Source organism: uncultured Shimia sp., assembly GCF_913054185.1.
Taxonomy (GTDB): Bacteria; Pseudomonadota; Alphaproteobacteria; order Rhodobacterales; family Rhodobacteraceae; genus Shimia.
In genome coordinates this window covers 1-8,666 of the sequence record NZ_CAJXIV010000131.1, presented here as the reverse complement: position 1 = coordinate 8,666, position 8,666 = coordinate 1, and the positions used below count along the sequence as shown (strand labels likewise).

Here is an 8,666-nt window from a genome sequence, read left to right as displayed (position 1 = left end):
GATACTTGTCCGCTGGGGGCGTCTCGCAACCCCGTTGGTCTTTTTCCTAAGCATTCTTTCCTCCCTTGCTGTCCCTTTTGTCGGGACTGGCTCGGTTAGTCTCAAAATCCTGACCGGTGGGCGTCACGCAACCGGTGGTCAGGGGCGGGATGATAACGTCCAGTTAGAACCGGGCGCTGTCGAGATATGCGCGGGTATGCGCGGTGTCCTGCATCTCGGTGCGGGACAAATCAGCTGGTTGCGCTTCCGCCGTATTTGGCGAAAGGGCCGCTACCGCAGCTGCTGCTGGGGCTGCTGCTGTTGCGAGCTTCAGAAAATCACGCCGGCTGGCACCTTTTTCCTCTGGCTTGCTCATGGCGAGCTCCTTGTTTTGTGTTGGTCGGGGTCCAACGGCTTCAAATGGCGTTTAATCCGCCCCCATGCGGAACGCCTGTGTTTCAATCTCAAGGAAGGCTTTGCCCACCGTCCCCACCGGCGCGTAGAGCACCGAGTTTTTCGCCGCCTCCAGATCGGAGAAGAAGTGCTCCGCCCAGGCAGCAATGTGGGTGAAGAAGAAATCTTTTTGCTTTTGCAGCGGCACCGGCGCGCCAAAGCGGCCACGGATCATGCCTGCCATCATCTCCAGCAAGCTGGCGATGTTGTCTTCGGGTTCATACACATTTGGCGCGCGGGTGATACGCAACGCCGCCATATCAGCACGCAGGCTAGCCAGCGGCTTTTCATTCAGAAACCCGGTCAAGTAGTAAGAGGCAAACGGCATCAGCTCGCCTCGGCCAAGACCAATGAACAGCGCGTTGAATTCGCTTTCCACCGCCCCGGCATTTGTCGCTTTGGCCACCCGGGCCAATGTGCTGATCGCTTGACCAAGATCGCTTTCATCCCCGCCCAATGCGGCGGCATGTTGCAACAGGTCCTTGCTTGGCGGATTGGCCATAAGGGCGGCCAGAAAATCGTAAAGATCCGCGCGTAGCAGGTCTTCTTCGGCGATAGGTGTGTCGGTGACGGCTTGGCTCATGGCTGTGCCCTCTCTTCAGTCGTTTCTGATGCGGCAAAGTCAAACCGCATACGGCGACGCAAGGGTGCTATTGGAAGCGCCTCCGCGTCAGGGAATGGTTCAGTCGGCGCCTCAGCTTCGGCCACTACCTCGAGTGGTGCAACCTCTTCAGGTGCGTCGCTTTCGTCCTCTTGGCGGGTGTCGCTTTCACCAGCGCCTTCAACAAACGCCATGTCTTGATCCTCAACACCGTCTTCCAGCGCCATGCCACCGTCGGCCAAAGATTCTTTCTCCTCGGCTTGGCGCGCCATCTCTTGAACGTGCGCCAGCATGCCTTTGCCCACCTGATAGGTGGTCTGCATTGCCTCAACGACCATGGCGCTGTCAGTGAAGTCTTCACCGTAGTCCACCAGTTGATCGACATTCGCCAATACAGGATTGGTCAGCCACAGCTTGCGCAAGGCACGGCGGCGGATACGCTCCGGCACGGCTTTGGCCAGAAACACCGAGAAATCATCGCCTTTTTCAAGCGCATCAGGATCAGGCAGATCAAGCTCCGCCAAAATCTCTGCGTCGGACTTCTCCTCCAGCTCGGCATGGGCCTCTGCCAGTACAGCCTGTTCCTCAGCCTGCACTTCGGCTTCGGCTTCCGCAGCAACGCCCGCCTTACGGCGCGCCCAAAAATCTCCACCGCGGCTCAATTTGGCCTCCCGGTGCGCGGCGCGCGGTATACGTCAGAGATCTGGGAAATACGCGCGTCGCCACGCCCATCTTCCACCAGATCAGTCCGCTTTTTGTCGCGGCGACGTTTCACAAAAATCTCTTCTTCGTGGTGCTCTTCCACAAAATCGCGCAGGAAGGCGACCAGCCCTTCGGGCATCGGCACCAACTCCAGCAGCTCTTCGCCGCTATCAGCATAATCCTGAAATTCAAAAGCGGAGGCCGTGGCCAACAGCACCTCATAAGGGCGATCCGCGTCACCATCCTCTGCCTCACGCATCACAACGCCAATCGACGGCACACGGGCTGTCAGGGTGGTCAGATACGCTTCGGTGTCGGTGTGCCACAACTCAAGCGGCACGGTGGCGGCGTGGAACTCCACCGCCTCATCCTCTTCGCGCATCACGCGCCAATCGGCCTGCGCAGCCCCAGGGAGCACGCCCACTGCTTGCCACGCAAATTTCGCCCAACGGTTGGCCGAGGGCGTTCTGCGGATCACGATGCCCAACGGCAATGATACCGGCGCTTGGCGCATGAATTTGTCTTCCTCCCGTGCCCACGCAGTCGTTCAGAATTTTTTTCGCAGGCAGCTTTAGTTTCGGTGCTTTCCTGTGCTGTGCCAAAGGAAAACGCAAAACCTGAGGTTTCCGGATGAATTTCTGGACATTTTGGGCGACCGAGTCTCGCGACAGGATTGGGCACGGACAGATTGTCCACATCCCCCAAAAACCAATAGAATCACTTGGTTTTACGTTGGGTCAAATTCCAGTGATCCGGCAGAGCCCGAGGGCTTTACGTAGAAGCGGAAACATGCATTTTTGACGTAAATCTACACTCCCATTTGGGGGTATCTTCTGGGAGGAAATCATGTCTAAGACATTGATTTTGTGTAACTGTTCTAAAAGTATGCCGTTGAATGCAGAGGCCTTCGACTCTATCGACAACGTGCAGTGCACCAAAGTGCACACCGACCTTTGCGGGGCACAGGCGCAGCACGCAGCCGAGCTTTTGCAGGCCTCCGTGGACCCAGAAAACACATGTGTGGCCTGCACTCAGGAACAGACATTCTTCTCCGAATTGGCGGACGATTTGTCCTTGCCGGAGCCGTCATTTATCGACCTGCGCAACCGCGCTGGATGGTCAGACGAAGCTGAGGCCGCCGGCCCCAAAATAGCCGCGCTTTTGGCGGATGGATTGCGAGAGGCCCCGGCGACCAAAACATTCGATGTCACGTCGGAAGGTCTCTGCCTGATCATCGGACATGAGGAGGCTGCGCTTGCAGCAGCCCGCCAACTTTCTGAGTTCCTAAGTGTCACAGTGTTGTTGTCCCCCGGGTCTGATGCGCCGGAAGACCGCGATTTCGATGTGATCGCAGGGCAGCTCAAAAAAGCCGCCGGTGCGCTTGGCAATTTCTCCGTTGAAATCGACGCGCTGCAACAGATCGACCCGAGCGGCCGTGGCGCTTTGACCTTTGGCGAGGCTCGAAACGGCGCCAAAACCACATGTGACATCCTGCTCGACCTGCGTGGTGAAACGTCACTGTTCCCCGCGCCTGAAAAACGCGAAGGCTACCTGCTGGCTGACCCCAAAAGCCGGCCCGCCACACATGCCGCCATCTTGGAGGCCTCCCATCTGGTGGGCACCTTTGAGAAGCCGCTTTATCTGTCGCTCGAGCCCAGCATCTGTGCCCATTCCCGCGCCTCGCAAACAGGCTGCACAAAATGTCTGGATGTCTGCCCAACTTCAGCAATCCGGCCAGCAGGCGATCACATCGACATTGACCCCAACATCTGTGCTGGCTGCGGGTCTTGTTCGGCGCTGTGCCCGTCTGGTGCCATCACCTATGACGATCCGCCCGTCAGTGCGCTTTTTGCCCGCATCAATGCCATGGCGGGAGCCTATCGCACGGCTGGTGGCGAAGCGCCACGTCTGCTGGTGCATGACCGCGCTTTTGGGGCTGAGTTGATTGCGCTGGCGGCGCGTTACGATCGCGGCCTGCCCGCCAAAGTCATCCCCATGGATCTTGAACGTGTCAGCGGGTTTGGCCACGCCGAAATGCTGGCTGCACTCTCCAGTGGCTTTGTTGGTGTAGACGTGCTCGCCGCGCCAACCACCGATCGGGGTGCGCTCGACAGTGAACTTCTGCTGGCGCAAGCGCTCAGCGGCGACACCAACGCCCTGCGCATCTTAGATCCGGCAGAGCCAAGCGTCTTGTGTGATGCGCTCTATAGCGCCTCCAGTGGACTTGAGCCTACCGCGCCAATCCTGCCACTTGGCAACCGCCGACAGGTCACCCGCCTGGCTGTGAAAGCGCTCCGCGGTGACCTAGATGCGCCTTTGCCCCTGCCGGAGAATGCCCCTTACGGCGCTGTTCTCGTCGACAAAGACGCCTGCACGCTCTGCCTGTCCTGCGCCTCGCTCTGTCCAGCGGGTGCCTTGGGTGACAACCCAGACAAGCCACAGCTGCGCTTTCAGGAAGACGCCTGCCTGCAATGTGGCCTTTGCACCCATGTCTGTCCGGAAAACGCGATCTCCTTGGTGCCACAACTGAACACCGCTGACGCGGCATTGTCTCAGCAGGTTGTGCATGAAGAAGAACCGTTTGACTGCATCGAATGCGGCACGCCGTTTGGGGTGAAATCCACCATCGAGCGCATTGTTGAGAAACTCGAAGGCAAGCACGCTATGTTTGCCACCTCGGACGCCGCCCGCATGATCCGCATGTGTGACGATTGCCGCGTGAACGCGCAGTTCCATCAGCAGAACAATCCGTTTGCAGGCGACGAGCGCCCACAGGTGCGTACATCTGAGGACTATTTCACAAAGCGCCGGGATCACTGATGCACAACCGGCGCTCCCAAATTTGCCGGGGCCATGGTCGCGGTATAGGCTACGATGTTCTCCAGTTCCTCCAGCGTCAGCCTCACGGGGCTAATTGGGGAGGGCCGGGTTTCGTCAAACGGTTCGGTGACGTCCGGAATGATGGTGAACGACGGATGCGGATTCAGCGCGTAAAACGCCCAGAAGCGCTCCATCCAACCATCCAGGCTGCGCAGCACCGCAAAGCTTGGGGTGGACCCAATGCCGTTCATGCGGTTGACGTCGCCCACAACGTGGCACCGACCACAGGCGCTCAAGGCCAACTCGGCGCCGCGCGCGGCATCGCCGTCCAACTCCGCCTCAACCTCAGCCTCAACCACGACAATCGGCACCTCAAACACCGGCTGCCCGTCCTGTTTGAAACTCAACACCGTGCGCTGCCCGACGTCTCCGGTCAGCCAGGCCGCCAAAGTCGCCATATGCGGATCATCCGCCTGGTGCACGGTGAGACCAAAGTTATCCCCGCCTCGCGAAAACACCGCTGTGTCACCATCTTTGATCAGGCTGCCCGCGGCGGCGCCTTCGGCCACCACCGTCACCCGCACCCCATGCTTCAACGTGAACCGGGGCAACATGAATTTGATGACACCGCTGTCTTGCAGCTCTGGCGCGACCAAAAGCGTGGTGGTTTTGCCTTGTGCCCACACTGTATGAGCGAAACAAATGGCAACCACAGCGGAAACCACAACACTCAAAGACCGAAAAACATCCATGACACAAACCTAGGCCTCCGCCCCGGCATGCGTCAACATGGACCCAAGTAGAATGCCCTAGGCAGAAAGATATCCACCGATGAGCGAAGATTTTAACATGAGCATGCGCAAATTTCTCAAGCAGGTTGGCGTCACCAGCCAGCAAGCCATTGAGGATGCCATGCGCTCTGCCGGAGCCGAGGCCACAGACGGCAAAGAGTTCACCGCCAAAGTCGTGCTGACCGTAGACGGTCTGGACATCGAACATGTTGTGACCGGTCAGATCAAAGGGCGCAACTAAATGGCAAACCGTGACGATATTCTGAACGTCCTCAAAGGCTTCAGTGATCCGGCTTCCGGGACTGATCTGGTTGCTTCCGGCATGGTCCGCGCCTTGAACGTGGACGGTGGAGAAGTCCGTTTTGTGATGGAAATTGACCCGGCTCGCGCACAAGCGATGCAGCCGATGAAGGCCGACATCGAGGATAAGCTCAACGCGCTTGACGGAGTCGAGACGGTATCCATCGTGATGACCGCACACGCCGCCTCCAAGCCACCGCCTGATCTCAAAGGTGCCCGCCCGGCTGAGCCTCAAGGCCCTCAGAAAATCCCCGGCGTGGATCGCATTCTCGCCGTGGCCTCCGGCAAAGGTGGTGTGGGCAAGTCCACTGTCTCTGCCAACCTCGCCGCCGCGCTGGCCGCTGAAGGTCGCCGCGTTGGTCTGCTGGATGCGGACGTTTATGGCCCCTCGCAGCCACGTATGCTCGGCGTCTCAGGTCGCCCATCCAGTCCGGATGGCAAAACCATCCTGCCAATGCGCAACCACGGCGTGACCATGATGTCGATTGGCCTCATGACCCGGGAAGAAGAAGCTGTTGTTTGGCGTGGTCCGATGTTGATGGGCGCGCTGCAACAGATGCTCAACCAGGTGCAATGGGGCGCGCTGGATGTGCTGATCGTTGACTTGCCACCGGGCACCGGTGACGTGCAAATGACTCTGGCGCAGAAGGCTGAACTGACCGGCGCCCTGGTGGTCTCCACCCCGCAGGACATCGCGCTCTTGGATGCCCGCAAAGGCATCAACATGTTTGAAAAGCTCGGCACGCCCATTGTTGGCATGGTCGAGAACATGAGCACGCACATCTGCTCCAAATGTGGCAACGAAGAGCACATCTTTGGCCACGGCGGTGTGGCCGCCGAAGCGGAGAAACTGGGCGTGCCGCTCTTGGCGGAAATCCCATTGGCGCTGGATATTCGTGTCGCCGCAGATGGCGGGGCCCCAATTGTGGTCTCCAAACCGGACAGCTCACAAGCGCAGTCTTTCCGCGCCCTGGCCCGTCGCCTGATCGAGGACGGCAACGCATGAGGGAAGCACCACAGTTTCCACCATTGTTCGAAGGGCTCGCGCTGACCGGCAGCGCCGATCCCTTTGCCAAGGCACAGATGCAGGCGATCATGGGCTGTGATGCGGGGCTTGTGGTTTATAACATTGCAGCAGACCAACTGCGCGCAGCCATTGTCTTTGCGCCAGAGGTGCCCCTGACCGAGGCCATGCCCGTACTAATCAGCTGCGCCATTGGGTTTCAGAACGCGCTTGGCGCTCTGGCCCCACCGGAAGTTGCGGTGCACCTGGACTGGCCGGGTGGCATTCTTGTGAATGGCGCACGCTGTGGCCGGATGCGTGTCGCCGCCTCCACACAAGACGCCAGCGAGGTACCGGACTGGGTGGTTGTCGGCTTGGAACTGCCACTAATTCCGGCCAACACCGAAACGCCGGGCGACACGCCAGACCAAACTGCGCTTTTCGAAGAGGGCTGTGTTGACGTTGCCCCGGACGAGCTGCTTGGCGCCTGGGTGCGCCACACGCTGGTCTGGGTCAACCGGATGGAAGATGAGGGCCTCAAGCCGCTTACCACAGAATGGCGTGGTCTGGCTCACAACCTCGGCGAAGAGATCGCTTGGACGCTCGGTGATGAAACCGAAGCCGGCACCTTTGTTGGCACAGACGAATATTTTGGCGCGCTTCTGCGCAGCGGCGAAGACACCCGCCTGCTGCCGCTCAGCCGTCTTTTGGAAGGAGACAGCTGATGCTTCTGGCACGTGCGATCCATTTTGATGAAAGTGACCAGCGGGTCTACTTCAACCCCGCACGCACAGGCGAATGGGCCATCAGCGGCGGGTTTGAGTTTTCCAACTGGTCTGAGGGTGATCTGACCGGCAAGGCGCGTCAGGCCTTTGCCAACGGTTGGCTGGGGGTGGAAACTTTTGGCCGCGTGACTTTTGTGGCCGTGACCACCATCGAGACGGCAGAGGTTGAAGCGCTCACCGACGCGCTCGCCCGACATTTTGTAGAGGTTTACGGCGCGCCTTCGGTTGAGGCTGCGCGTCCTGTGGCAGCCGAGGAGATTGCCCATATGGCGGATCTCTGTGCTGAGCATGAGGCCAACACGCTGCTGACCGTTGCCCGGGAACTCACCGAAGCTGGTGTGAAAGAGCAATTCCGCAGCATCGCGCCAGCAGAGGCCGAGTTGGAGCAATTTGCAGTGCACGTCGCTCCAGACGAGTGACGTGCACCAACCGATTTACTGTGCTGCGTTGAAAATAAACAGGCGGCCACCTTTCAAAGTGTAGCCGTCAATCAATGCTTTGGCGCGGTCGCTCACCAGCCAGGCTTCCAGCTTGTTGGCCAGCTCGGTTTTCACGTGACCGTGCTTCTCTGGGTTCACCGGAATATAGGCATACTGGTTGAACAGCTCCGGATCTCCGGAATACAGCAGCGCCAGATCCCCTTTGTTGCCAAACTTGAGCCAGCTTGCGCGGTCGCTCATGATGTAGCCGTTCATGCCCGACGCGGTGTTCAGCGACGCGCCCATGCCGGCACCGGCTTCTTTGTACCAATCCACAGAACGCGCATCCGCATCCACACCGGCCTCAGCCCAGAGCGACAGCTCCTTTTTGTGGGTTCCACTGTCATCCCCCCGACTCACAAACGCCGCTTTGGCTTCGGAAATCGCGGACAGCGCCTGCACAACGGTTTCGGACTCGGCGATTTTGGCAGGGTCGGCATTTGGGCCAACCAACACAAAATCATTGTACATAATCTCACGACGGTGCGTGCCATAGCCGCCCGCAACAAACGCGTCTTCCGCCTTCTTGGAATGCACCAGAATCGCGTCCACATCGCCAGCTTCGCCCAAACGCAGCGCCTGACCGGTGCCAACCACCAAAAGCTGCACCTCCAGCCCCAGGTCTTTCTGAATTTCCGGCAACAAAACGTCCGACAGACCTGAGTTGTGGAACGAGGTTGTGACCGCCACCTTCATACTGTCTGCCGTTGCCATGGCGCCACTCAATACCAAGGCCACCGCGGCAAGCGTTGT

At 59.2% G+C, this 8,666-nt stretch carries 11 protein-coding genes; 5 read left to right on the top strand and 6 right to left on the bottom strand.

The features are described from left to right. Positions 1–163: 163 nt before the first annotated feature. Genes QZ517_RS18855 through QZ517_RS18840 form a run of 4 tightly spaced genes read right to left on the bottom strand, consistent with a single transcriptional unit; the run spans position 164 to position 2,249 of the window. The gene (locus QZ517_RS18855; protein ID WP_294230191.1) at positions 164–355 is read right to left on the bottom strand and encodes a ubiquinol-cytochrome c reductase iron-sulfur subunit N-terminal domain-containing protein; all 192 of its coding nucleotides are present in this window, start codon (positions 353–355) and stop codon (positions 164–166) included. A gap of 51 nt (positions 356–406) precedes the next feature. Then, positions 407–1,015 carry a molecular chaperone gene (locus tag QZ517_RS18850; protein WP_294230188.1) on the bottom strand — a complete coding sequence of 203 codons (609 nt, stop codon included), beginning with the start codon at positions 1,013–1,015 and terminating at the stop codon, positions 407–409. After that, positions 1,012–1,695: a DUF3306 domain-containing protein gene (locus tag QZ517_RS18845; RefSeq protein WP_294230185.1), complete on the bottom strand. Its 684-nt coding sequence runs from the start codon at positions 1,693–1,695 to the stop codon at positions 1,012–1,014. The genes QZ517_RS18850 and QZ517_RS18845 overlap by 4 nt, the downstream gene beginning before the upstream one ends. Beyond that, entirely contained in the window at positions 1,692–2,249 is a 558-nt protein-coding gene (locus QZ517_RS18840; protein ID WP_294230182.1) for a DUF3305 domain-containing protein, read from the bottom strand. Before QZ517_RS18840 ends, QZ517_RS18845 begins: the two co-directional genes overlap by 4 nt. A 332-nt stretch (positions 2,250–2,581) precedes the next feature. Between QZ517_RS18840 and QZ517_RS18835 the strand changes: the two genes are divergently transcribed. Continuing rightward, positions 2,582–4,555, top strand: a complete 1,974-nt coding sequence (locus tag QZ517_RS18835; protein WP_294230179.1) for a 4Fe-4S binding protein — start codon at positions 2,582–2,584, stop codon at positions 4,553–4,555. Here QZ517_RS18835 and QZ517_RS18830 read toward each other — a convergent pair. Continuing rightward, on the bottom strand, positions 4,549–5,307 hold the full coding sequence (locus QZ517_RS18830) for a hypothetical protein (RefSeq protein WP_294230177.1): 759 nt from the start codon (positions 5,305–5,307) through the stop codon (positions 4,549–4,551). The genes QZ517_RS18835 and QZ517_RS18830 overlap by 7 nt on opposite strands. A 79-nt stretch (positions 5,308–5,386) precedes the next feature. On the opposite strand from QZ517_RS18830, the gene QZ517_RS18825 reads away from it, so the two are divergent. Genes QZ517_RS18825 through QZ517_RS18810 form a run of 4 tightly spaced genes read left to right on the top strand, consistent with a single transcriptional unit; the run spans position 5,387 to position 7,853 of the window. Continuing rightward, a complete protein-coding gene (locus tag QZ517_RS18825; protein WP_294230174.1) occupies positions 5,387–5,587 on the top strand; it encodes a DUF6494 family protein in 201 nt (66 codons plus the stop codon). After that, positions 5,588–6,652 (top strand): iron-sulfur cluster carrier protein ApbC, encoded by a 1,065-nt coding sequence (gene apbC, locus QZ517_RS18820; protein WP_294230171.1) that lies wholly within the window; start codon positions 5,588–5,590, stop codon positions 6,650–6,652. After that, positions 6,649–7,374, top strand: coding sequence for a biotin/lipoate--protein ligase family protein (locus QZ517_RS18815; RefSeq protein ID WP_294230169.1), 726 nt, complete (start codon positions 6,649–6,651; stop codon positions 7,372–7,374). Before apbC ends, QZ517_RS18815 begins: the two co-directional genes overlap by 4 nt. After that, on the top strand, positions 7,374–7,853 hold the full coding sequence (locus QZ517_RS18810; RefSeq protein WP_294230166.1) for a DUF6505 family protein: 480 nt from the start codon (positions 7,374–7,376) through the stop codon (positions 7,851–7,853). The genes QZ517_RS18815 and QZ517_RS18810 overlap by 1 nt, the downstream gene beginning before the upstream one ends. Positions 7,854–7,868: 15 nt before the next feature. Here the strand turns inward: QZ517_RS18810 and QZ517_RS18805 are convergent, their stop codons facing one another. Then, positions 7,869–8,627, bottom strand: coding sequence for a substrate-binding domain-containing protein (locus tag QZ517_RS18805; RefSeq protein WP_294230194.1), 759 nt, complete (start codon positions 8,625–8,627; stop codon positions 7,869–7,871). Between the last annotated feature and the right edge of the window lie 39 nt (positions 8,628–8,666).